The following is a 22,467-nucleotide window of genomic DNA, read 5'->3' as shown; positions in this document are numbered from 1 at the left end:
ACCCACCGAGGAGACCGAGGAACCCCATGACCCCCGACGCCCCCACACCCCCCGACAACCCCGGCACCGGCACCGACCGCGCCCTCAGCCGCAAGGCACTCCTCAGGGCCGCGGTCGCCGCCGGCGCCGCCGTCCCGTTGCTCGCCACCGGCGGCATCGCGCTCGCCCGGGACGCCGCCCGCTCCTCCACCGGCCGCACGCTGACGCCGACCCCCTACTGCGACGACGGCGACGACCCGACGCCGGACCAGATGGAGGGCCCGTACTTCAGGCCGAACTCCCCGCGGCGCACCAGCCTGGTGACACCCGGCACCGTCGGCACCCCGCTGACCGTCGCCGGCTACGTCTTCGGACGGAACTGCGCCCCGCTGCCCGGCGTGCTCCTCGACTTCTGGCAGGCGGACAACGCCGGCGCCTACGACATGGCCGGATACGCGTTCCGCGGCCACCAGTTCACCGACGCCACCGGCGCCTTCACCCTGCGCACGATCGTCCCGGGCCTCTACCCGGGCCGCACCCGGCACCTCCACGTCAAGGCGCAGGCACCCGGCCAACCCGTGCTGACCACCCAGCTCTACTTCCCCGGCGAACCCCGCAACGCCACGGACGCGCTCTTCGACCCGGCGCTGCTGATGAACGTCCGCGCCGGGGGCGGCGGCAGGGAGGCCACCTTCGACTTCGTCCTGGACGTGGACGGCGGTCCCGGCCCCGACCCCACCGACCCGCCCACCGACCCGCCGAACGGCACCTGGGCACCCGGCCGCTCCTACACCGCGGGCGACCGCGTGACGTACGGCGGCCGCGCCTACCGCTGCCTCCAGGGGCACACCGCGACGACGGGCTGGGAGCCGCCCAACGTGCCGGCCCTGTGGCGCCCCGAGCCCTGAGACCTTCCTCACAGCAGGCCGCTCGCGGACCACTCCCCGCGTACCGCGACCGGGCATGCGAAAGCCCCCCAGGTCCGAGACCTGGGGGGCTTTCGACTGGTGCGCGAGGGGGGAGTTGAACCCCCACGCCCTTGCGGGCACTGGAACCTGAATCCAGCGCGTCTGCCTATTCCGCCACCCGCGCATTGGGTGTGTCCTCCGGTGCCCTGCCCTGCCTTTGCCTGCGGCCTGGCCCCTTCCGACACGAGAACATTAGCACGCTGCCAGGGGTGGATTCACATCCCTTCACGGCCGGGAGCAGGGCGCCCGCCCCGCTCCCGGGCACTCGTCTCGACCCGTAGCCGTTCACGTATCAACCTCGTACCGGTACGGCCCGTCTCCCCAGGAGCCGGTAGGGGTCCACGGTCAGGTGCGGGACACTGGTCTGCGGCCGCCTCTACGATCCTGGGCATGAGTACCCGAGGGAGCGCATCCCGAAGGTCCCCGGGAGTTCGAGGGACGGCTCCAGCGGGAACTCCGAGAGGCGTCGACACCCGTCGACCGGGCCGACAGGGGGAACCAGCCGATCGAGCGGCGCGTGGATACGATCAGTAAGCAGTACCAGGTGGACAGTGCACGGACGAGCGGTGCGCACACCGGCAGTACGCAAGGCAGCAGTACGCAAGGCAGTGGACAGGACGGCAGCGACGGAGGAGGTGCCCCATGGGAGTCCTGAAGAAGTTCGAGCAGCGTCTCGAAGGTCTGGTCAACGGCACCTTCGCGAAGGTGTTCAAGTCCGAGGTGCAGCCCGTGGAGATCGCGGGAGCGCTCCAGCGCGAATGCGACAACAACGCGACCATCTGGAACCGCGACCGCACCGTCGTACCCAATGACTTCATCGTGGAACTGAGCACGCCCGACTTCGAGCGGCTCAGCCCCTACTCGGGCCAGCTCGGCGACGAGCTGGCCGGCATGGTCCGCGACTACGCCAAGCAGCAGCGCTACACCTTCATGGGACCGATCAAGGTCCACCTGGAGAAGGCGGACGACCTCGACACCGGCCTGTACCGGGTGCGCAGCCGTACGCTCGCCTCCTCCAGCAGCCACCAGGGCGGCGGCCCGGCCCCGGCGGGCCCCGCCGCTCCCCCGGCGCCCGGCGGACGGCCCGGCGCCCCGGGCGGTGGCTACGGCTACCCGCCGGCCGCCGCACCCGCCGGCGCCCCGCCCATGCCGTCCGCGCCGCCGCCCGGCTCACGCCCCGGCGGTTACGGCTACCCGCAGCCCGCGGGCGGCCAGCAGCCACCGGCGGCACCCGCGTCCGGCGGACGCACCCGCCACTGGGTCGAGATCAACGGCAACCGCCACCAGATCTCCCGCGGAACCCTGGTCCTCGGCCGCAGCACCGAGGCCGATGTGCGAATCGACGACCCCGGCGTCTCCCGCCGGCACTGCGAGATCCGGACCGGAACGCCCTCGACGATCCAGGACCTCGGGTCCACGAACGGCATCGTGGTGGACGGGCAGCACACAACCCGCGCTACGCTCCGCGACGGCTCCCGCGTCGTCGTGGGCAGCACCACCGTTATCTACAGGCAAGCCGAAGGGTGATCCGGGGGCAATGTCAGAGCTGACCCTCACGGTCATGCGGCTGGGTTTTCTCGCCGTACTGTGGCTGTTCGTGATCGTGGCCGTGCAGGTCATCCGCAGCGACCTGTTCGGTACGCGGGTCACCCAGCGCGGAGCGCGGCGCGAAGCCGCCCGACCGCAGCAGGCCGCCGCGCGCCAGAACCAGGCGCCTCCGCCGCAGCGCCAGCAGTCCGGCGGCGGCCGCGGCCGCCGGGGCGCGCCCACCAAGCTGGTCGTGACGGAAGGCACTCTCACCGGCACCACCGTTGCCCTCCAGGGGCAGACCATCACGCTCGGCCGGGCACACGACTCGACGATCGTGCTGGACGACGACTACGCCTCCAGCCGCCATGCCAGGATCTACCCGGACCAGAACGGGCAGTGGATCGTCGAGGACCTGGGCTCCACCAACGGCACCTACCTGGACCGGTCCCGGCTGACGACGCCGACACCGATCGGGCCGGGTTCGCCGATCCGCATCGGCAAGACCGTCATCGAGCTGCGGAAGTAGTGCTACACCAATGAAAGAGCGCGAGCGGAGCGAGCACGCGGCGGCGGCCGGCACCCCGGGCCCCGGCGCGCTCCCGACCGGAGGGTGGGCAGTGTGGCTCGACACGACCGGCTGTACCCGGAGCCGACGGGCGAGGTGCGCATGAGTCTGTCACTGCGCTTCGCCGCCGGTTCGCACAAGGGCATGATCCGGGAGGGCAACGAGGACTCCGGCTACGCCGGTCCGCGCCTGCTCGCCATCGCCGACGGCATGGGCGGCCAGGCCGCCGGTGAGGTCGCCTCCTCCGAGGTGATCTCCACCATCGTCGCCCTCGACGACGACGTGCCCGGCTCCGACGTCCTCACCTCCCTCGGCGCCGCCGTGCAGCGCGCCAACGACCAGCTGCGGCAGATGGTCGAGGAGGACCCCGCCCTGGAGGGCATGGGCACCACGCTGACCGCGCTGCTGTGGACCGGCCAGCGCCTGGGCATGGTGCACGTCGGCGACTCGCGGGCCTACCTGCTGCGCGACGGCGTCCTCACGCAGATCACGCAGGACCACACCTGGGTGCAGCGCCTCGTCGACGAGGGACGGATCACCGAGGAGGAGGCGGGCACCCACCCGCAGCGCTCCCTGCTGATGCGCGCCCTCGGCAGCGGCGACCACGTCGAACCCGACCTGTCCATCCGCGAGGTGCGGGCCGGCGACCGTTACCTCATCTGCTCCGACGGGCTCTCCGGCGTCGTCTCCCACCAGACGATGGAGGACACCCTCGCCAGCTACCAGGGCCCCCAGGAGACCGTCCAGGAGCTGATCCAGCTCGCCCTGCGCGGCGGCGGCCCGGACAACATCACCGTCATCGTCGCCGACGTCCTCGACCTCGACACCGGCGACACCCTCGCCGGGCAGCTCTCCGACACCCCCGTGGTCGTCGGCGCCGTCGCCGAGAACCAGGCCCAGATGGGCGACAACGGCATCATGCAGACCCCGGCCGGCCGCGCCGCCGGCCTCGGCCGCCAGGGCGGACAGCACGGCGGGGGCGGCGAGTTCGGCCCGCCCGGCAGCGGCGACACCACCGGGTACGTCCCGGCGGGCGGCTTCGACGACTACGGCCCCGACGACTTCGTCAAGCCCCGCAAGGGCCGCCGCTGGCTGAAGAGATCCCTCTACACCGTGCTCGCCCTCGCCGTCATCGGCGGCGGCACGTACGGCGGCTGGCGCTGGACCCAGACCCAGTACTACGTCGGCACCAACGACGACCACGTCGCCCTGTACCGCGGCATCAGCCAGGACCTCGCCTGGGTCTCGCTCTCGAAGGTCCAGAAGGACCACCCCGAGATCGAACTCAAGTACCTGCCGCCCTACCAGCAGAAACTCGTCGAGGCCACCATCGCCGAAGGCGACCTGGCCGACGCGCGGGCGAAGATCGAGGAGCTGGCGGTTCAGGCCTCCGCCTGCAAGAAGCAGGCCGACCGGCGCTCCGCGGAGACCGAGGAGAACGCCAAGACGGGCGAGGGCGAGGCCGGCGGCACCACGGGAACCACCCCCGCCTCCTTCACGTCCAAGGCCTCACCGACACCCACCCCGTCGCCGAACGCGTCGGAGTCGCAGAAGGCACCCGAGTCGTCCCAGTCCCCGACCGCACCCACCCCAGGTTCCGGCCCGACCCTCTCGGAGGAAGAGCAGAAGGTCGTCTCGCTGTGCGGTAAGCAGTAGGCAAGCCGTGAGAGGCCCCGTCACACGATGAGCAGTTCTACCAACTCGACGACGCACCACACGTCCACGATCGGCGCCATCGGCGCCCCGAGCCGGCGCAACACCGAGCTGGCTCTGCTCGTGTTCGCCGTCCTCATCCCGGTCTTCGCCTACGCCAACGTGGGTCTGGCCATCAACGACGAGGTGCCCGCCGGCCTGCTGAGCTACGGCCTCGGCCTCGGCCTGCTGGCCGGCGTCGGGCACCTCGTCGTACGCAAGTTCGCGCCGTACTCGGACCCGCTGATGCTTCCGCTGGCCACCCTGCTCAACGGGCTCGGACTCGTCGCCATCTGGCGGCTGGACCAGTCCGAACTCCTCCAGGACATCGAGCAGGCCGGCACCGCCGCGCCCCGCCAGCTGATGTACACCGCGATGGGCATCGCCCTCTTCGTCGCGGTCATGATCTTCCTGAAGGACCACCGCGTCCTGCAGCGCTACACCTACATCTCCATGCTCGGCGCCCTGTTCCTGCTGCTGCTCCCGCTCGTACCGGGCCTGGGCAAGAACATCTACGGCGCCAAGATCTGGATCCAGGTCGGCTCCTTCTCCATCCAGCCGGGCGAGTTCGCCAAGATCGTCCTAGCGATCTTCTTCGCGGGCTACCTGATGGTGAAGCGGGACGCGCTGGCCCTCGCCAGCCGCCGCTTCATGGGCCTCTACCTGCCGCGCGGCCGCGACCTCGGCCCGATCCTCGTGGTGTGGATGGTCTCGATCCTCATCCTCGTCTTCGAGACCGACCTCGGCACCTCGCTGCTCTTCTTCGGCATGTTCGTGATCATGCTGTACGTCGCCACCGAGCGGACCAGCTGGATCGTCTTCGGCCTCCTGATGTCCGCCGTCGGCGCCGTCGGCGTCGCCAGCTTCGAGCCGCACATCCAGCAGCGTGTGGACGCCTGGCTCGACCCGATGAAGGAGTACACGCTCTCCCGCGCGGGCGTCGGCGGCCACTCCGAGCAGGCCATGCAGGCCCTGTGGGCCTTCGGCTCCGGCGGCACCCTCGGCACCGGCTGGGGCCAGGGCCACTCCGAGCTGATCCGCTTCGCCGCCAACTCCGACTTCATCCTCGCCACCTTCGGCGAGGAACTGGGCCTCGCGGGCCTCATGGCGCTGCTCCTGCTCTACGCCTTGATCGTCGAGCGCGGCGTGCGCACCGCCCTCGCCGCCCGGGACCCCTTCGGCAAGCTCCTCGCCATCGGCCTCTCCGGCGCCTTCGCACTCCAGGTCTTCGTCGTCGCCGGCGGTGTCATGGGCCTCATCCCGCTCACGGGTATGACCATGCCCTTCCTCGCCTACGGCGGCTCCTCCGTCATCGCCAACTGGGCACTGATCGGCATCCTGCTGCGCATCAGCGACACCGCGCGCAGACCGGCACCCGCCGCCCCCGCCAGCCCCGACGCCGAGATGACCCAGGTGGTCCGACCGTGAACAAGCCACTGCGCCGGATCGCGATCTTCTGCGGCCTCCTCGTCCTCACCCTGCTCATCCGGGACAACTGGCTCCAGTACGTCCAGGCCGACGACCTCAAGGAGGACGAGCACAACCGCCGGGTCGCCATCGAGCGGTACGCCAGCCCGCGCGGCGACATCATCGTCGACGGCAAGGCCATCACCGGACACGCCACCACCGAGGGCGACTTCAAGTACAAGCGGACCTACAAGGACGGCGCCATGTGGGCGCCCGTCACCGGGTACGTCTCCCAGGCCTACGGCGCCACCCAGCTCGAATCCATCGACGACGGCATCCTCACGGGCAACGACGACCGGCTGTTCTTCCGCAACACCCTCGACATGGTCACGGGCAAGAAGCGCGAGGGCGGCAACGTCGTCACCACCCTCAACAGCGCCGCCCAGAAGGCCGCCTACGACGGTCTGAAGAAGCAGGGCGCCAAGGGCGCCGTCGTCGCGCTCGAACCCTCCACCGGCAAGATCCTGTCGATGGCCTCGTACCCGTCGTACGACCCCACCTCGATCGCCGGCAGCAACGAGGCGGCCGGGGAGGCCTGGAACAAGCTCCAGAAGAAGAACAACCCCGACGACCCGATGCTCAACCGCGCGCTGCGCGAGGTCTACCCGCCCGGCTCCACCTTCAAGGTGGTCACCGCGGCGGCCGCCCTGGAGAACGAGAAGTACACCTCGGCGGACGACAAGACCGAGACCCCGCTGCCGTGGACCATGCCGGGCACCACGACCGAGCTGAAGAACGAGGGCGACCTCCCCTGCGAGAACGCCACGCTCCGCGAGGCGCTGCGGGTGTCCTGCAACACCGTCTTCGGCAAGATCGGCTCCGACCTCGGCAACCAGAAGATGCTGGAGGAGGCCAAGAAGTTCGGCTTCACCGAGGAGCAGTTCGTCCCGGTCCGCTCCAACCCCTCCGTCTTCTCCGACGACATGGCGCCCTCCGAGGTCGCGCTCTCCTCCATCGGCCAGTTCAACACCGCGGCGACCCCGCTGCAGATGGCCATGGTCACCTCGGCGATCGCCAACAACGGCACCCTGATGAAGCCGTACATGGTCGACGAACTCCAGGCCCCGAACCTCGACACCATCGAGAAGACCGACCCCGAGGAGATGAGCAAGCCGCTCTCCCCGGACAACGCCCAGGTCCTCCAGGACATGATGGAGACCGTCGTCCAGGACGGCACGGGAACCAACGCCCAGATCGACGGCGTCACCGTGGGCGGCAAGACCGGTACCGCACAGCACGGCGTCGACAACAAGGAGAACCCCTACGCCTGGTTCATCTCGTACGCCAAGGGCGAGGACGGCAGCGCGCCGGTCGCCGTGGCCGTGGTGATCGAGGACGAGAACGCCGTACGCGACGACATCTCCGGCGGCGGCCTCGCGGCACCGATCGCGAAGAACGTCATGGAGGCCGTCATCGACAGCAAGAAGTGACCACACCATGAACGGGACGTGACTCCTGTCACGTCCCCTTCACATCGGCGCACGTTGCGATACCGGTCCTGTATCGGCTGCCGGGCTTGGCCAAGGCCCACAGAGCGAGCCGGGTACCGTAGGCCGGACGGCAGCCTCCGACCGTACAAGCATGCCGGTCGGGACCGACGGAGAGGGCTGGTAGGTAGTTATGGAAGAGCCGCGTCGCCTCGGCGGCCGGTACGAGCTGGGCCCGGTGCTCGGCCGTGGTGGCATGGCGGAGGTTTACCACGCTCATGACACCCGGCTCGGACGCCAGGTGGCGGTGAAGACGCTGCGCGCGGACCTCGCGCGCGATCCGTCCTTCCAGGCCCGCTTCCGCCGGGAGGCCCAGTCTGCCGCCTCGCTCAACCATCCCGCGATCGTGGCGGTCTACGACACGGGCGAGGACTACATCGACGGGGTCTCCATCCCGTACATCGTCATGGAGTACGTCGACGGCTCCACGCTCCGTGAGCTGCTCCACTCCGGCCGCAAGCTGCTGCCGGAGCGGACGCTGGAGATGACCATCGGCATCCTCCAGGCGCTGGAGTACTCGCACCGGGCCGGCATCGTCCACCGCGACATCAAGCCCGCCAACGTCATGCTCACGCGCAACGGCCAGGTCAAGGTCATGGACTTCGGCATCGCCCGCGCGATGGGCGACTCCGGCATGACCATGACGCAGACCGCCGCGGTGATCGGCACCGCCCAGTACCTCTCCCCGGAGCAGGCCAAGGGCGAGCAGGTCGACGCGCGGTCCGACCTGTACTCCACGGGCTGTCTGCTCTACGAGCTGCTGACCGTGCGGCCGCCCTTCGTCGGCGACTCCCCGGTCGCCGTCGCGTACCAGCACGTGCGTGAGGAACCGCAGGCGCCGAGCGTCTTCGACCCCGAGATCACGCCCGAGATGGACGCGATCGTGCTGAAGGCGCTGGTCAAGGACCCCGACTACCGCTACCAGTCGGCCGACGAGATGCGGGCCGACATCGAGGCCTGCCTCGACGGCCAGCCCGTCGGCGCGACCGCCGCGATGGGCGCCATGGCCGCGGGGGGCTACGGGGCCTACCCCGACGACCAGCCGACCACCGCGCTGCGCTCGGACGGCGGCGGCGGTGCCACGACCATGCTGCCGCCCATGAACCCGGACGACGGCGGCTACGGCTACGACGACCGCCCCGACCGGCGCCGGCAGCAGCCGCGCAAGTCGAACACGTCCACGATCTTCCTGGTCCTGGCGGGCGTCCTCGTCCTCGTCGGCGCGATCCTGATCGGCAAGTACGCGTTCAGCGGCGACGGCGGGCCCGGCAACGACAAGGTCGACGTGCCCGGATTCATCGGGCAGACCAAGACGGACGCCCAGCAGCTGGCGGTCAACGCCGACCTTGAAGTGGCCTTCACGCAGAAGCCCTGCGAGGACCAGAAGAAGGGCAACATCTGCTCACAGGACCCCAGGCAGGGGACCTCGGTCGACAAGCAGTCCACCGTCAACCTGGTCGTCTCCACCGGCGCCCCGAAGGTCGCCGTGCCGAACGTCATCGACAAGGACGTCGACACGGCCACCGAGCAGCTCGAGAACAAGGGCTTCGAGGTCGAGACCAAGCAGACCGAGTCCTCCCAGGACGAGGGCACGGTCCTCAGCCAGGACCCGGACCCCGGCAGCGAGCTGGAGAAGGGCTCCACGGTGACCCTGGAGGTCGCCAAGGCCGAGGCGAAGGCCACGGTGCCAGACGTCGTCGGCCGCAGCTGCGACGAGGCCAAGGCCCAGATGCAGAACAACGACCTGGAAGCCACCTGCACCGACCAGCCGACCCAGGACCCGAACCAGGTCGACAAGGTGATCTCCACCACACCCGCGGCGAACCAGCAGGTCGACAAGGGCTCCAAGGTCACGATCGTCGTCGGCAAGGCCGTGGAGAAGAAGAAGGTGCCGGAGATCAAGCTCGGCACCCCGCTGCAGCAGGCCCAGCAGACCCTCCAGCAGGCCGGCTTCACCAACATCCAGGTGACCGGACCCAACGACGGCAACGCCGTGGTCATACAGCAGAACCCGCCGGCGGGCACCGAGGTCGACGACCCCGCCGCCACCCCGATCACCCTCACCACCGTGGGCGGCAACGGGGGCAACAACGGCGGTAACAACGGAGGCATCATCGGCGGCCTCCGCGGCGACGACTGACCCACGCCGCACCCGGCAACAAGGAGAGCCCCGGCCCCTCAGCGGAGGGACCGGGGCTCTCGTCGGCCCGGAGCGGAACCGGGCGCCGTTCTACGCCGAGCGCCGGGCGAAGGCGCGGGCCTTCTCGCGGCGTGCCGGGTCGAACGCGTCGGTCGCCCCGGCGCCCTCGTCGCCGGGACCCTTCCGCCAGCCCTCGATCTTGCGGGCGACACCCTTGAGCCGCGGATGCCCGGGCTTCACGGCGATCTCGAAGTGGGACTCCTTGACCGGCGTGAGATCGCCGCCCCAGGAGACGACGCCGTCCAGTTCGGCGAGGATGTCCCGCACCACGACCAGCTCGTTCGGGTACAGGCCGTCCCGCGCCCCGGCCGGATACGAGAGGGGCCGGACGGCGATCGCCGTACCGGACAGGTAGTTCGACTCGTACTCCTGCGCGACCCGGCGGTCGGCCGTCCACCCGTGGATCTCGCCGGCCCGCAGCTCGCCGATCTCGTAGTGGAAGCGGCGCGCGACGTGCAGCAGGACCACGGCGGCGTCACCGCCGGCGAGTCTCACCTTCTGGTCGCTGCCCTCGACGCCGAACGTCTCCGGGGCCTCCAGGAGCGGCCAGCCGTTGCCGCTGCGCTCCCCGGCCCAGGAACCGGCCGCACCGGCCGGCTCGGCCGCGACGGCCGCCGTGGCGGGCAGCAGCGAGGTCAGGGCCGCCGCACCCGCCACACCGGCCGTCGCCCCCACGAAGCGGCGCCTCGTCAGTTCGCCCATCATCATCTGTCTCTCCTTGGTCTCAGAGCGGTCGCCACCGCGGCGGCGAGGCAGAGCACACCGGCCGCCGCCAGCAGGACGAAGAACACAATGGCCGGATTGACCCAGGAGGGAACGAGGTCGAAGCTCTCGTTGCACTTGCTGTGCAGCGGGAACCAGCGGCTGAACTCTTCCGCGTGCGCTTCCCGGTAGGCGTCGTCGTAGCGGACGCCGTGACCGTGGACACAGGCCTCCTCGACGTCGAGTCCTCCGGAGAAGATCCCGGTCAGGTAGGCGGCCGCGAACCCGACGACACCGGCCGACAGACCGGCCACACCCAGTGACAGCCAGGTACGGGGCCGCGCCCACGCGCCCTCGCGGACGGCCCGGACGCCGCTACGGCCTCCGGCGACCATCCCGACGCACAGGATCCCCAGCACGACGGCGACAACGATGCCACCGGTGCCGAGCAGGAACAGCAGCGCGACGCCCATCACCGCCAGCCCGCCCAGGTAGGCGAGCCGCTCGGGCCGGAAGGTCTTGTTCCCCGGGGTCATCCGTCAGCCCTTGGCGGAACGCGCGGCAGCCCGGCCGCGGGCCGCCTTGAGGAACGCCTCGTGATTGGCCCGGTACTGCGCCGCCTTCTTCTTCTCCATGCCCATGCGGGCGAGAAGGGCGTCCACGAATCCCTGCTCGAAGTTCTGCAGCTTGTCGAAACCACCCGGAGCATTCTGGTACACGGCCGGCAGCACGGCGCCCTTGAGGCTGATCAGCTGCTTGCGGGCCGGGCCCAGGACCGTGTCGGAGGCGGTCAGGGCGTTGTGCGCGGACTGCTTGCAGTCGGTGGCGTTGCCCCAGCGCTGCGTGAAGTAGTCGTTGAAGCGGGTCAGGCCGCCGCCACCCTGCTGGTACAGCGCCTTGACGGCCTCGACGATCGTCTTGTTGCCGCGGACCGCGCGGGCGATCAGATAGCCGTCCGCGTCCTCGATGAGGTCGTTGAAGCCGAACGAGGACGACACCCCGGGGACGGCGAGCCTGGCGTGGCAGAAGGCGAGCGGGTCGGCGTACTCCGTCTCGGAGTTGCGCCAGTCCGACCAGAACGTCATCAGGTCGCCGGCCCAGCCGCCGACGTCACCGCCGTTGGCGCCCTGGCGGTCGGACGGCTGGTCCGTCAGCAGGTGCGCGTTGGCCGTGGCCATCATGTGCTCGGCGCCCAGGTCATAGCCGGTGAAGGGGTCCTTGAAGGACTTCCTGATGGACATGCCCTGCGCGTTGCAGTAGTCGACGAACCCCTGGTCGAACCCGCCGATGAGGTACCACCAGCCGATCTTGTTCAGGGTGTCCTTGTCGCCGTACTCGTAGTGGCGGATGTACTCCATCACGAGCTGGCTGCGCTTCTGACCGGTCGCCCCGTAGGAACCGGCCAGGTCGTACAGCTTCTGGACGTAGGCGATGAAGTCGTCGGCCGGTCCGGCCTGGTCGTTGACCGAGCCCACACCGCGGTCGAGACCCGAGATCACGTCGCGGTCCAGGTCGAAGGTGTCCGACCCGTTCTGGACCTTGAACTCCTTGATCTGGTTGAACGACCAGTTGCGCGGGATCGGGAAGCCGAGGTTGCCGGAGAAGCCCCAGGACATGCCGGAGACGAAGGAGTACCGGGCGAACGTCTTGTTGGTGACGTTGATGCAGACGTTGCGGGAGCCGTAGACGCCGTGGTTGTACTTCTTGCCCTTGCTGGCGAGCGCGGCCTGTACGCCGTGGAAGTAGACGATGATGCCCTTCGGAGAGCCGTCGATGGCCTCCTGGGTGGCGTCGTAGTCGACGGCGAAGTAGATCGTGGTGCCGGGGTTGAAGCCGTAACCGCTGGCCAGCTCGTGGGCGTTCAGACCGTGCTGGTACCCGTTGGCGTACGTGAAGTCGTCCAGCTCGCGGGCGTTGTCCTGGTAGATCGGGAAGACGCGCAGCCCGTGCGAGAAGATCGTGTCCAGCTCGCCCGGCTTGATCTCCTTGTCCAGGGTGGAACCCGGCGGATCGTAGATGTAGCGGCCCACGATCTCGTACTTGTTGTCCTTGAGCCACTTCGCGCGCGACGGGGTGATCTCGTAACGCGTGTCCGAACCCGTGGCGGGGCGGTCGGGGTCTCCCATGGAGACCAGGAGCTGCGACCAGGTCTGGAAGTCGCCGTCGCCGTTGACCTCCAGCTTGTTGAACTTCTGGAAGGCGCGGACCCATTCGGCGAGCTTGTCGTCGAAGGAGGAGCGCCAGGCGGTGGGGATCGCGTTGAGCTCGTCGTCGTAGGTGGGGGAGTTGAACACGCAGGCGGCGGAGAATATCTGCACCAGCGTGCCGGAATCGCCCTGTGCGACCGGGTGGGACCGCAGCCCCGCCTGGGTCGCGGGTCCGTAGTTCCCGTTCGGCGCGGCGATGCCCAGCTCGTACTGGAGTGCGACCATCAGGGACTTCTGGACGTCACGGGAGTAGATGCCGTCCGCGGGACCGATGCTGTAGGCGCTGCGGTCCCAGTAGCGCCCGTTGAGCCACCGCTGGATCCCCTGGACCTCCTCGCTGCCGCCCGCGACGACGACGTAGGCGTCCATGTTGAGGATGGCCTTGATGATCTTGACGTTGAGGACCCCGTCGCCCTCCGGGAGGCCCATGTTGGAGCGGAGCTCCTTGACGGCCTCCCGGGTGACGCCGGTGAACCACCCCTCGCTCTCCGGCTCGACGGCCCAGTAGCCCTTGCACCACATGCCGAACTGGATGCAGGCCAGCAGGTCGCGGTTCTCCTCCCAGCCGAACCCGATGTCGCCCAGGGCCTCGACGCGGGAGTAGGTTCCCGGGCCGAAGCTCGCGACGACCGGGCTGATGCCGAGTTCGTGCTGGAGCCCCATCGTGAGGCTGTACATGGTCGACCAGCCGGTACGGCCGTCTTCGGGGCAGCGCTGGTAGCCGGCGACACTGCCGTACTTCTCGTTGACCCACTTCTGGGCTCTGAGGACTTGCTGATCCATGCGGGATCCTCTCTGCGGGACGGGGAGGAGCTGGGACGTGCGGGTGGTCCGGGGGCGGATCAGCAGCGCGGGCCGTAGCTGCGCTTGCCGTTGATGAGCCAGGTGGTGTCCTTCTCGTTCCGCAGCATGTACGCGGCGGTGAAGCACCCGGTGTCGGTGATGCGGATCGGGCCCGCGTAGGTGGCGTAGTTGCCGTGGTCGGTGCCGCACCCGGACCCGCCGGTCTTGCCGGGACAGACGTTGAAGTACATCTCGTTCGCCCCGCCGGGCGTGCCGTTGTAGAAGACGACGCACAGGTAGCCGGTGCCGCCGGCGTACGCGACCATGTCACCGTCGTCGTTGCCGCTGTCGCCCGGGAGCCGGCCGTCGACGTAGGCGATGGTCTGGTACGGCCCGCCGCAGGGGTTGGACGCGGCCTGGGCGGGCGCCGCGCTGAGCGGCAGGAGGGCGGCGGCGAGGGCGAAGACGCCGGCGACCACGGACTTCTTGTTCATGCGGGAGTTCCTCTTGACATCGTTTTCGAGCATGGTTCGGGCATGGCGAAGCGGCTCCGGCAAACCGGAGCGGCTGCTTCAACAGGGCTGGACGGGGACCGGCGCGACTGGCCGCCGGTGGGTCACTGGACAGGAAGTCCCGGAGAAGACCGGCCGTGAGCGGTCGACACGTGTTCCACCGGAACAGCGTTCGCGGGGAGTTGGGGCGTGACGCGTCAGCGGCACGGCTCCGGCAAGGCCCTCGTAAGACGGGCGCGAAACGGCACGGAATACATGGACAACACTTCCCCCCAGGTGGTCAGCCCGGAGAGCACTTTATCCGACCGGCGGGACATGACAAAGGGCGAGGGCCGTCGACCTCGACCCCCGAAGAACGCCCTGACCTGCTGAGAAGTGAACCCGCGCAGTTCTGCCGGGCGAGCGACTGCATCGAACGTGTCTTCATATGTCACAACTCGTTAAGTCCGGTTGACCACATCATCCCAACAGGGAAGGCCGGGCAGTGATCAACGAGACGGCTCTACTGGAATCGCGGACCCTACGCAGCGGCGTCCTCGAACGCACGGACGTACTCGACCGAGTGAAGGCACTGTCCCTGCTGCCGGACGGCCTGCACGTGACTACGGCGATGGTGGCGGCGTACTTCCAAGTCACCGCCGAAGCCATCCGCCAGCTGACCAAGCGCAACCGTGAGGAACTCGGAGCCAACGGAATGACCGTGCTCCGAGGCGCTGAACTGCGGGAATTCGAGAGTGACAACATGTCACTCTCGCTGGCCAGTTATCCACAGGCGCGCCGGAACCTCACCATCTACTCCCGCCGTGCCGTCCTCAACATCGCCATGCTGCTCCGCGACAGCGAAGTCGCACGTCAGGTGCGTGTCTACCTTCTGGACATGGAGTACCTGGCACGCACACAGCCTGTGGACAACCCGGCCCCGACCGACACCAGCACCCAAGACGCCCGCATCGACCAGCGCATCACCCACATCCTCGGCCGGACCGTCGTACCGATGTTCAACGCCCTCATCGCCACGTCCGGCGAACACCGCCGCGAGCTCATCGAACTCCGCGGGGACATCGAGAACGTCGAGCGCAAGCTGTGCTGGCACCACAAACGCCTCGCGACCCTGGAAGGAGACAGCCCCGCCGACGACGTCAGGGCGAAACTCAACGCGATGACCTGGCGGGCGTTCGAGCACCACGTAGCCGACCTGCTGCGCCGGGACGGCTGCGTCGACGTCGTCGTACGGCAGGCCCGCACCGACCGCGGTATCGACATCACCGGCCGCACCGCCGACGGACGCACCGTCGCCGTCCAGTGCAAGAACAGGTCCGGCCGCTGGACCGTACCCAGCGCGGACATGCAGAAGTTCGCGGGCGCGGCACGCGCCATCGACCCCGTGGACGTCGCCCTGTTCGTCGCCACCTCCAACTTCAGCCACGAATCGGAGGCGATCGCCAAACTCAGCGGAGTCACCACCGTGAACCGCGAGGAGCTGGAAGCCTGGAGCGCCGGAGTGCTGCTCAAGGCGCTCCGGTAGGCCGCACGGCAAGAGGCCCGAAGCCGCAAAGAGAAGTTGCGGCTTCGGGCCTCCGTCATGTTAGAGGACTGACCTCCCGCGAGGAGGCCGGTCAGCGCAGTTCCTCCGGCGGCGTCCGCTCTCCGTCCACCTTCTCCGTGCGGACCAGCTCGCCCCAGACCACGTACCGGTACTTGCTCGTGTACACCGGGGTGCAGGTCGTCAGGGTGATGTAGTGGCCGGGCTTCTTCTTGCCGGACTCCTGGGGGACCGCCTCGAGGACCTCGACGTTGAACTTCGAGGTCTCCCGAAGGACGGCGTAGGTCTTGTAGACGTACCAGGTGTCCTTCGTCTCGAAGACGATCGGGTCGCCCTCGCCGATCTTGTCGATCTTGTGGAACTTCGCCCCGTGCCCGTCGCGGTGGGCCGCGAGCGAGAAGTTGCCCTCCTTGCCCGAGGTGGGCAGCGTCGCCTTCACCGGGTCCGTGTAGTAGCCGGCCACGCCGTCGTTGAGGATCTTCATCGACGTGCCCTTCTCCACCAGGATGTCGCCCTTGCCCATGGCCGGGACGTGCAGGAAGCCGATCCCCGCCCTGGTGTCCAGCGCCCCGGGACCGTCCGGACCGACCCGGTCCTCGGCCCAGTTGTCCCGCACCTTGTCGGCCTGCTTGTCCGCCGCGCGGTCGGCGACCACGTTCGTCCACCAAAGGGAGTAGACGACGAACAGGCCCAGCACCAGGCCCGCGGTGATGAGGAGTTCACCGAAGACGCTCACCGCGCGCGCGACGATCCGCCCGGGACCCCGCCCGCGCCCGCGCGCGGCGGCCCGCTCCCGCTGCTCCGAGTCGTGCTCCGTGTCGGTGGTCGCTGCCACTGGTCATCCGCCCTTAACTGACGAGCGCATCCGGCTTGCCCTTGCTGCGCGGCCGTTCCTCGACCATCTTGCCCCACACGATCATGCGGTACTTGCTGGTGAACTCCGGCGTGCAGGTCGTCAGGGTGATGTAGCGGCCGGGCTCCTTGAACCCCGACTGCTTCGGGACCGGGTCCAGCACGCTGACGTTGCTCGGCGACGTCACCGGCAGGATCGACGCCATCTTGTAGACGAAGTACTTGTCCTGCGTCTCCACGACGATCGGATCACCCGGCTTGAGCTTGTTGATGTACCGGAACGGCTCGCCGTGCGTGTTGCGGTGCCCCGCCAGGCCGAAGTTGCCCGTCTTCGCGTCCGGCATCGCCGTCTTCAGCGCGTCCTCCCCGTAGTGCCCGACCATCCCGCGGTCCAGCACCTTCTTGCTGTTGATGCCCTCCGCGATCGGCACCACGACGTCCAGATCGGGGATGTGCAGCAGCGCGAAGCCCTGACCCGGCTCGAAGGTCCCCGGGTTGCGCTTGCCGCTCGCCCAGTCGTCCTGGAGGTTGCTGGCCGCCTTGTCCGCCTGCGCGTGCGCCCGCACGTTCGTCCACCACAGCTGGTAGGTGACGAAGAGCAGCATCAGCACGCCGGTGGTGATGAAGACCTCACCGATCGCCCGGCTCGCGATCACCGCGGCGCCGGGCTTGCGGGCCCGGGCCTGACGGCGGGCCTCCACGCGCGACAGCGGCGCTGTCGCCTCCTCGGCCGACTCGGAGTCCGCCGACGCCCCGCGCGGCGCTCCACGGCGCCCGTGACGCCGTTTCGCGGCCTTCCTGCGGGCCGCCCGGCCGCCTGTCGGGGTCGCGGTCTCCACCGTCCGCTCCGGCGGCGGCTCGGGGATCCGCAGCGCCACCGTCTCGTCGTCGACCGGACCAGTAGGGCCGGTGGGGCCGGTGGGGCCGGTGGGACCCGCCGAGGTGAAGTCCTCCTGCCATCCGCCCCCGAACGCACCGGAATCCCCGTACGGCCGTCCGTACGAGGATCCCTGGTCACCGGCCGTGCCGGATTCGCGCTCGGGGCGCAGGGCGGTCACGCCGTGGCCCTGCCCACCACCGGGGCGAGCCCCGCCGACCTCGCCACCGCGTCCTGGTCGCCGCACTCCACCAGCCAGTTGGCCAGCATCCGGTGCCCGTGCTCGGTCAGCACCGACTCCGGGTGAAACTGCACGCCCTCGACGGGCAGTTCACGATGGCGCAGGCCCATCACGATGCCGTCGTGGGTGCGGGCCGTCACCTCCAGCTCGGCCGGCACCGTGCCCGGCTCCGCCGCCAGCGAGTGGTACCGCGTGGCGATGAAGGGGGAGGGCAGACCCGCGAAGACGCCCGTGCCCGTGTGCTCGACCGGCGAGGTCTTGCCGTGCAGCAGCTCCGGCGCCCGGTCCACCACACCGCCGTACGCCACCTGCATCGACTGCATGCCGAGGCAGACGCCGAAGACCGGGACACCCGTGGCGGCACAGTGCCGGACCATGTCGACGCAGACGCCCGCCTGCTCCGGCGCCCCCGGCCCGGGAGAGAGCAGCACGCCGTCGAAACCGTCCTGGGCGTGCGCCGTCGACACCTCGTCGTTGCGCAGCACCTCGCACTCGGCGCCCAGCTGGTACAGGTACTGGACCAGGTTGAAGACGAAGCTGTCGTAGTTGTCGACGACGAGGATGCGCGCGCTCACTGGTTGTCCACCGTCACATCGTTGAAGGGAAGCAGCGGTTCGGCCCACGGGAAGACGTACTGGAAGAGGACGTAGACCACGGCCACGACCAGCACGAGCGAGAGCAGAGCCCTCACCCACGCGTTCCCCGGCAGATGCCGCCAGATCCAGCCGTACATGCCGTCCCTTCCGTCGCACCGCGGCGCCAGGCTCACGCCGCACCGCACCAGACTAGCGGCGCGGGGCCCTCCGGAACGGCCTCACTCCACAGGCCGGGCATAGTGCAGGTCCGCCGTGCCCGAGTAGCCGGGCAGCGTCGCCCTCCCGTCCTCCTCGACCTTCCAGCCGAGTCCGTAGACGTTGACGTACACCATGTAGTTCTGGATCGCCGGCGACGCCGCCAGCGTCTCCTTGAGCCGCTCCGGATCACCGACCGCCTGGATCTTGTACGGCGGTGAGTAGACGCGGCCCTGCAGGATCAGGGTGTTGCCCACGCAGCGGACCGCGCTGGTGGAGATCAGCCGCTGGTCCATGACCTTGATCCCCTTGGCCCCGCCCTGCCACAGCGCGTTCACCACGGCCTGGAGGTCCTGCTGGTGGATCACCAGGTAGTCGGGCTGCGGCTCGGGGTAGCCCGGGAGCTTGGCGGTGGCGTCCGGCGGCGCGTCGTCGAGTGTGACGGAGATCGCCTCGCCGGTCAGCTTCTGCGTGCCCGCCTCCTCCTCCAGCGCGGCGAGCTCGTCGTCCTCCGACTTCGACCGTCCGTCGTCGCGCTCGGCGAGCGACTCGATGTCGTGCCGCAGGCCGGCGTTCGCCTCCTCCTGCTGCCCGTTCTCCTGGCTGCGCTCGTGGATGAGGTCGGACAACTTGAGCAAAGAGGCGTCCGTCCGGATATTGGTGCCCTTCGCGGTGTTGAAGCTGGTGAAGAAAATGAGTCCCGCGAGAGCGAAGACGGCTGCCGTGAGAACGCGCACGGGCCGGAAACGGCGCCGGCGGGCAGGGCTGGATCCCGTCCCGGGGGAGTCGGCAGAATTGCTCAACGTACCCTTATCTCCTTCGGCGCCACGGAAGGACTACGCTAACGGACGCCCGGGGGAGCGCTCAGAGTCCCCTTGTCCCCCGAACGCCGCTCCCGAGACCGACCCCCCGTTCCCTGCGCGGCCACGCAGCGCATCGACAGGAGAGACCCTCGTGCCGAAGTCACGTATCCGCAAGAAGGCCGACTACACGCCGCCGCCCGCCAAGCAGTCGACCAGCATCAAGCTGACCAGCCGCGGCTGGGTGGCACCCGTCATGCTGGCCATGTTCGTCATCGGCCTCGCCTGGATCGTCGTCTTCTACGTCACCGACGGTTCACTGCCGATCGACTCCCTGGGCAACTGGAACATCGTGGTGGGCTTCGGCTTCATCGCCGCCGGCTTCGGCGTCTCCACGCAGTGGAAGTAGCGCGGCATTAGCTCTGCCCAGGGCTATCCACGGAGTTATCCACAGGCGTTATCCACATGGGGAAAAGAAAGACGATCTGTGGATAACCTCTAGGGTGTTGACGCCGGTGTGACGGAAGTACCGGCATCCGAAAACATGTTCGCCCCCTGCCTGACCTGCGGAAACACTGGTCAGTGACAGGGGGCACACCTGTTCCCGCACACTGTGCACAAGATCCGACACCCACTGTGGAAAACGCATGCTCAGGTGAGCTGTGCGCTCCTCAACAGGGTCAGCCCCACGACGACCAGCAGGACCAGCGCACAGGCGCCGTACTGCACGAGGGTCCGCCGCTCGCGCGGTGCGTGGAGCATGGCGAAGCCGATCACACCGCCGGCGACGAGACCGCCGATGTGTGCCTGCCAGGCGATGTTGGCCCAGGTGAACGTGAAGACGAGGTTGATCGCCAGCAGGATGACGACCGGCCGCATGTCCGCGTTGAGGCGGCGGACGAGCGCGGCGGTGGCGCCGAAGAGGCCGAAGACCGCGCCGGAGGCACCGAGGGTCGCCGTGGTGGGCGAGGCCAGCAGATAGGTGACGGCGCTGCCGGCCAGGCCGGAGACGAGGTAGAGCGTGAGGTAGCGGGCTCTGCCCAGCGCGGCTTCCAGCGGGCCGCCGAGGAACCAGAGGCTGATCATGTTGAAGCCGATGTGCCAGATTTCCTCGTGCGTGAACATCGTGGTCACCAGGCGGTACCACTCGCCCTCCGCGACGCCCTCGGTCGGGACGAAGGGGGCGGGGGGCCAGCGTCCGATGAGCACCATGTCGCTGAGGAAGGACGACGGGAGCGCCTGTACGGCGATGAACACCGCCGCGTTGATCCCGATCAGGATCTTGGTGAGCAGGTGCGGGTCGGCGGCGACCGTGCCCCCGGCCAGGGTGCGGGGCCGGGAGGCGGCGGGCGCGGGGCCACCGCCCGTGCGGCCGGAGGCGCAGTCGGGGCAGTGGAAGCCGACGGACGCGTTGATCATGCAGTCCGTGCAGATGGGGCGTTCGCAGCGGGTGCAGCGGATGCCGGTCTCGCGGTCCGGGTGGCGATAGCAGCCGGGCAGGCTCTGGGCGTCCGGCGGGCCTGCTGCCGCGTGGTCCATGACTTCCCCTCGGTCGTCCCTGCGGGCGGTGTGCGCGCGTGCGCCGCCCCGCCCCTTTTTACGGATGGGCGGAGCGTTTGGTTCCTGCCCAGTGCGGGGGGAGGTCAGCCCTGGCGGGTTTCCACGACGACGGTCTCGATGACGACGTCGTTGACCGGGCGGTGCGTGCGCGGGTTGGTCTGCACCGCGGCGATGGTGTCCACGACCTTCTGACTGGCCGGGTCGGTGACCTCGCCGAAGATGGTGTGCTTGCGGTTCAGCCAGGTCGTCGGGGAGACGGTGACGAAGAACTGGGAGCCGTTGGTGCCGGGACCGGCGTTGGCCATGGCGAGCAGGTAGGGCTTGTCGAAGGCGAGGTCGGGGTGGAACTCGTCGGCGAACTGGTAGCCGGGGTCGCCGGTGCCGTTGCCGAGCGGGTCGCCGCCCTGGATCATGAAGCCGCTGAGGACCCGGTGGAAGACGGTGCCGTCGTAGAGCCTGTCCGTGGTCTTCGCGCCGGTGGCGGGGTGGGTCCACTCCCGCTCGCCTCGGGCGAGTTCGACGAAGTTCTTGACCGTCCTGGGTGCGTGGTTCGGGAGCAGCCGGATCTCGATGTCGCCTTGGCTGGTCTTGAGAGTGGCGTAGAGCTGCTCGGCCACGGGGTGCCTTCCGTCGTCTGGTGGTGCGCACCGATACTCCCACGGGCGAGGGCGCGTTCGGCGTTGATACGCCCGGGTCCGAGCGCGGGGAGCCGATCCGTGGCATTGTCGGGTACGGGCTCGCGTTGCCCGGTATTCACCCGTTGTTGAGCTTGTTCTGCTCTTGTCCGCAACTTCATCACCACTTGCCCCAGAGAGCCCGAGGGCATCGTCGGTGACCCGGATGGCCGCCCTCACATGCCTGGCTTTGCGTCCACAGGCATGATCCGTAAAAGGGTGGAAAGTCGAATTACCGTACGCCACCGAGGAGGAGGAACCCGTGACCCGCATCGACAGCGTGCGCGCCGCGACCGGTTCGGCGAAGGACAGCGTGCTGCACGCCGCGGAAGTGGTGGCGCCCTACGCCGACACGGCCAAGGACAGGGCCGCTCACTACGCACAGGAGGCGCGCGTACGGCTGGCGCCCAAGGTGTCGCAGGCCGCAGACCAGGCCCGCCACCAGTACGGGGCGCATGTCGCGCCGCGGCTGGAGCAGGCCCTTACGCATGTGCCGCCGAAGGTGGACGCCGCCGCGCAGGAGGCGGCCATCCGCACCCGTCTGGCCGCTCGGCAGGCGGCCGACTATTCACGGCCGAAGATCGAGCAGGCGGTGGCCGCGGCCGGTCCCGTGCGGGACGAGGCGACCGCGCGGGGTGCCGCCGCGTTGGCCGCGCTCCGGGGTCAGGTCACGGCGAAGGAGATCGAGAAGCTGACCCGCAAGCACCAGCGGCGTGCGAGGGCCGGCCGGATCGCCAGGGTCCTGGCGGTGGCGGGTCTCGTCGCGGGCGGCGCCTTCGCGGCCTGGAAGTGGTGGGACAAGCAGGCAAACCCGGACTGGCTGGTGGAGCCGCCGGAGGCGACGGAGGTGCCCGAGTCCGGGCGGCTGACGTCGGTGGACGGCACCGGTGAGGCGATTCTCGACCCCGAGGTGCAGGCCAAGCAGGCGCAGGAGGAGGCGGCGGAGGGCGACGAGCCCCGCTGATCCTTCTCCGGACCGGTATCGCCGTGGGGCGGAAGACCTTCGGGTCTTCCGCCCCACGGTGATGTTTCACGTG

21 protein-coding genes and 1 tRNA gene are annotated in these 22,467 nt (G+C 69.2%); 10 read left to right on the top strand and 12 right to left on the bottom strand.

Annotated elements, in window-relative coordinates; translation table 11 throughout:
* Nucleotides 1-26 precede the first annotated feature (26 nt).
* Nucleotides 27-887 (top strand): carbohydrate-binding protein, encoded by an 861-nt coding sequence (locus OIE75_RS18845; RefSeq protein ID WP_307013758.1) that lies wholly within the window; start codon nt 27-29, stop codon nt 885-887.
* Nucleotides 888-984: 97 nt separating this feature from the next.
* Here the strand turns inward: OIE75_RS18845 and OIE75_RS18840 are convergent.
* Nucleotides 985-1,071: transfer RNA gene (locus tag OIE75_RS18840), tRNA-Leu, on the bottom strand.
* A gap of 518 nt (nt 1,072-1,589) precedes the next feature.
* On the opposite strand from OIE75_RS18840, the gene OIE75_RS18835 reads away from it, so the two are divergent.
* The 6 genes from OIE75_RS18835 to pknB all read left to right on the top strand — a co-directional run bounded on the left by OIE75_RS18835 (nt 1,590) and on the right by pknB (nt 9,828).
* Nucleotides 1,590-2,474, top strand: coding sequence for an FhaA domain-containing protein (locus OIE75_RS18835; RefSeq protein ID WP_307013757.1), 885 nt, complete (start codon nt 1,590-1,592; stop codon nt 2,472-2,474).
* A gap of 10 nt (nt 2,475-2,484) precedes the next feature.
* Nucleotides 2,485-3,003, top strand: a complete 519-nt coding sequence (gene fhaB, locus OIE75_RS18830) for an antibiotic biosynthesis regulator FhaB (protein ID WP_122616597.1) — start codon at nt 2,485-2,487, stop codon at nt 3,001-3,003.
* A gap of 141 nt (nt 3,004-3,144) precedes the next feature.
* A complete protein-coding gene (locus OIE75_RS18825) occupies nt 3,145-4,698 on the top strand; it encodes a Stp1/IreP family PP2C-type Ser/Thr phosphatase (protein WP_307018023.1) in 1,554 nt (517 codons plus the stop codon).
* Nucleotides 4,699-4,725: 27 nt separating this feature from the next.
* A complete protein-coding gene (locus tag OIE75_RS18820; protein ID WP_329471538.1) occupies nt 4,726-6,162 on the top strand; it encodes an FtsW/RodA/SpoVE family cell cycle protein in 1,437 nt (478 codons plus the stop codon).
* Entirely contained in the window at nt 6,159-7,631 is a 1,473-nt protein-coding gene (locus OIE75_RS18815) for a peptidoglycan D,D-transpeptidase FtsI family protein (RefSeq protein ID WP_329471537.1), read from the top strand. Before OIE75_RS18820 ends, OIE75_RS18815 begins: the two co-directional genes overlap by 4 nt.
* Nucleotides 7,632-7,821: 190 nt before the next feature.
* Nucleotides 7,822-9,828, top strand: a complete 2,007-nt coding sequence (gene pknB / locus OIE75_RS18810; protein WP_329471536.1) for a Stk1 family PASTA domain-containing Ser/Thr kinase — start codon at nt 7,822-7,824, stop codon at nt 9,826-9,828.
* Between the two features lie 90 nt (nt 9,829-9,918).
* Here the strand turns inward: pknB and OIE75_RS18805 are convergent, their stop codons facing one another.
* Genes OIE75_RS18805 through OIE75_RS18790 form a run of 4 tightly spaced genes read right to left on the bottom strand, consistent with a single transcriptional unit; the run spans nt 9,919 to nt 14,074 of the window.
* A complete protein-coding gene (locus OIE75_RS18805) occupies nt 9,919-10,590 on the bottom strand; it encodes a hypothetical protein (protein WP_329474015.1) in 672 nt (223 codons plus the stop codon).
* A gap of 2 nt (nt 10,591-10,592) precedes the next feature.
* On the bottom strand, nt 10,593-11,126 hold the full coding sequence (locus OIE75_RS18800; protein ID WP_329471535.1) for a hypothetical protein: 534 nt from the start codon (nt 11,124-11,126) through the stop codon (nt 10,593-10,595).
* A 3-nt stretch (nt 11,127-11,129) separates the two neighbouring features.
* Nucleotides 11,130-13,580, bottom strand: coding sequence for a glycoside hydrolase domain-containing protein (locus tag OIE75_RS18795; RefSeq protein ID WP_329471534.1), 2,451 nt, complete (start codon nt 13,578-13,580; stop codon nt 11,130-11,132).
* Between the two features lie 59 nt (nt 13,581-13,639).
* On the bottom strand, nt 13,640-14,074 hold the full coding sequence (locus tag OIE75_RS18790) for a hypothetical protein (protein ID WP_307013752.1): 435 nt from the start codon (nt 14,072-14,074) through the stop codon (nt 13,640-13,642).
* A gap of 580 nt (nt 14,075-14,654) precedes the next feature.
* Here OIE75_RS18790 and OIE75_RS18785 point away from each other — a divergent pair.
* Complete coding sequence (locus tag OIE75_RS18785) at nt 14,655-15,617, top strand: restriction endonuclease (RefSeq protein WP_329471533.1); 963 nt, start codon at nt 14,655-14,657, stop codon at nt 15,615-15,617.
* A 91-nt stretch (nt 15,618-15,708) separates the two neighbouring features.
* Here the strand turns inward: OIE75_RS18785 and OIE75_RS18780 are convergent, their stop codons facing one another.
* From OIE75_RS18780 to OIE75_RS18760, 5 genes are read right to left on the bottom strand one after another with little or no spacing between them, the layout of a single operon-like run.
* The gene (locus OIE75_RS18780; RefSeq protein ID WP_329471532.1) at nt 15,709-16,470 is read right to left on the bottom strand and encodes a class E sortase; all 762 of its coding nucleotides are present in this window, start codon (nt 16,468-16,470) and stop codon (nt 15,709-15,711) included.
* Between the two features lie 13 nt (nt 16,471-16,483).
* Nucleotides 16,484-17,545 carry a class E sortase gene (locus OIE75_RS18775; protein ID WP_329471531.1) on the bottom strand — a complete coding sequence of 354 codons (1,062 nt, stop codon included), beginning with the start codon at nt 17,543-17,545 and terminating at the stop codon, nt 16,484-16,486.
* The gene (locus OIE75_RS18770) at nt 17,542-18,180 is read right to left on the bottom strand and encodes an aminodeoxychorismate/anthranilate synthase component II (RefSeq protein WP_122616586.1); all 639 of its coding nucleotides are present in this window, start codon (nt 18,178-18,180) and stop codon (nt 17,542-17,544) included. The genes OIE75_RS18775 and OIE75_RS18770 overlap by 4 nt, the downstream gene beginning before the upstream one ends.
* Nucleotides 18,177-18,374, bottom strand: a complete 198-nt coding sequence (locus OIE75_RS18765) for a hypothetical protein (RefSeq protein ID WP_206328638.1) — start codon at nt 18,372-18,374, stop codon at nt 18,177-18,179. Before OIE75_RS18765 ends, OIE75_RS18770 begins: the two co-directional genes overlap by 4 nt.
* Nucleotides 18,375-18,419: 45 nt before the next feature.
* Entirely contained in the window at nt 18,420-19,199 is a 780-nt protein-coding gene (locus OIE75_RS18760; RefSeq protein ID WP_307013748.1) for a DUF881 domain-containing protein, read from the bottom strand.
* A 151-nt stretch (nt 19,200-19,350) separates the two neighbouring features.
* On the opposite strand from OIE75_RS18760, the gene crgA reads away from it, so the two are divergent.
* Complete coding sequence (gene crgA / locus OIE75_RS18755) at nt 19,351-19,605, top strand: cell division protein CrgA (RefSeq protein WP_122616583.1); 255 nt, start codon at nt 19,351-19,353, stop codon at nt 19,603-19,605.
* A 242-nt stretch (nt 19,606-19,847) separates the two neighbouring features.
* On the opposite strand, the gene OIE75_RS18750 is transcribed toward crgA, so the two are convergent.
* The gene (locus tag OIE75_RS18750) at nt 19,848-20,735 is read right to left on the bottom strand and encodes a rhomboid family intramembrane serine protease (protein ID WP_329471530.1); all 888 of its coding nucleotides are present in this window, start codon (nt 20,733-20,735) and stop codon (nt 19,848-19,850) included.
* A gap of 104 nt (nt 20,736-20,839) precedes the next feature.
* A complete protein-coding gene (locus OIE75_RS18745) occupies nt 20,840-21,373 on the bottom strand; it encodes a peptidylprolyl isomerase (RefSeq protein ID WP_307013746.1) in 534 nt (177 codons plus the stop codon).
* A 319-nt stretch (nt 21,374-21,692) separates the two neighbouring features.
* Here OIE75_RS18745 and OIE75_RS18740 point away from each other — a divergent pair, with 319 nt between their 5' ends.
* On the top strand, nt 21,693-22,394 hold the full coding sequence (locus tag OIE75_RS18740; protein WP_307013745.1) for a DUF5324 family protein: 702 nt from the start codon (nt 21,693-21,695) through the stop codon (nt 22,392-22,394).
* Nucleotides 22,395-22,467 lie beyond the last annotated feature (73 nt).

The organism is Streptomyces sp. NBC_01723 (genome assembly GCF_036246005.1).
Taxonomy (GTDB): domain Bacteria; phylum Actinomycetota; class Actinomycetes; order Streptomycetales; family Streptomycetaceae; genus Streptomyces.
This window is presented reverse-complemented; position numbering and strand designations above follow the sequence as displayed.

Excerpts from the sequence above, each read along its gene's own strand:
- OIE75_RS18795 (WP_329471534.1), bottom strand. The coding sequence starts at position 13,580 with ATGGATCAGCAAGTCCTCAGAGCCCAGAAGTGGGTCAACGAGAAGTAC.
- OIE75_RS18820 (WP_329471538.1), top strand. The coding sequence starts at position 4,726 with ATGAGCAGTTCTACCAACTCGACGACGCACCACACGTCCACGATCGGC.
- OIE75_RS18800 (WP_329471535.1), bottom strand. The coding sequence starts at position 11,126 with ATGACCCCGGGGAACAAGACCTTCCGGCCCGAGCGGCTCGCCTACCTG.
- OIE75_RS18790 (WP_307013752.1), bottom strand. The coding sequence starts at position 14,074 with ATGAACAAGAAGTCCGTGGTCGCCGGCGTCTTCGCCCTCGCCGCCGCC.
- OIE75_RS18825 (WP_307018023.1), top strand. The coding sequence starts at position 3,145 with ATGAGTCTGTCACTGCGCTTCGCCGCCGGTTCGCACAAGGGCATGATC.
- OIE75_RS18835 (WP_307013757.1), top strand. The coding sequence starts at position 1,590 with ATGGGAGTCCTGAAGAAGTTCGAGCAGCGTCTCGAAGGTCTGGTCAAC.
- OIE75_RS18805 (WP_329474015.1), bottom strand. The coding sequence starts at position 10,590 with ATGGGCGAACTGACGAGGCGCCGCTTCGTGGGGGCGACGGCCGGTGTG.
- OIE75_RS18845 (WP_307013758.1), top strand. The coding sequence starts at position 27 with ATGACCCCCGACGCCCCCACACCCCCCGACAACCCCGGCACCGGCACC.
- OIE75_RS18750 (WP_329471530.1), bottom strand. The coding sequence starts at position 20,735 with ATGGACCACGCGGCAGCAGGCCCGCCGGACGCCCAGAGCCTGCCCGGC.
- fhaB (WP_122616597.1), top strand. The coding sequence starts at position 2,485 with ATGTCAGAGCTGACCCTCACGGTCATGCGGCTGGGTTTTCTCGCCGTA.
- pknB (WP_329471536.1), top strand. The coding sequence starts at position 7,822 with ATGGAAGAGCCGCGTCGCCTCGGCGGCCGGTACGAGCTGGGCCCGGTG.